Origin of the sequence: Cytobacillus oceanisediminis 2691, from assembly GCF_007678455.1 — a bacterium.
In the GTDB taxonomy this organism is placed as follows: domain Bacteria; phylum Bacillota; class Bacilli; order Bacillales; family Cytobacillaceae; genus Mesobacillus; species Mesobacillus oceanisediminis_A.
The window spans coordinates 1-245 of the sequence record NZ_VEEP01000345.1 but is presented as its reverse complement, the minus strand read 5'-3'; the positions used below and the strand labels follow the sequence as shown (position 1 = coordinate 245).

At 45.7% G+C, this 245-nt stretch carries 1 protein-coding gene; it reads right to left on the bottom strand.

Features of this window, described 5'->3' with window-relative positions; translation table 11 throughout:
- Nucleotides 1-183, bottom strand: a 183-nt coding sequence (locus tag FS736_RS23905) for a hypothetical protein (RefSeq protein WP_222125120.1), incomplete at its 3' end; no start/stop codon positions are given.
- Nucleotides 184-245: the final 62 nt, after the last annotated feature.

The window sequence follows — 245 nt, the reverse complement described above, 5'->3', positions numbered from 1 at the left end:
TCTTCCCCATTCACACAATAATTCCTCCCCATACTCTCCTACATCCTCAACATCTATATCCCCAAACCCAATATCGCTAACCCCGTCTTTTCTCATCCCTCCTATCCCTTTACCCATTATTTCTTCATACTTTTCATCCCCACAATCCTCCCCAACCCACACCTCTCTTAATCCAATTCCCAATCACTCACATTCAACCTTCAACACCTCATACCCAACCCCATCAATCCATACCCCGCCGAATC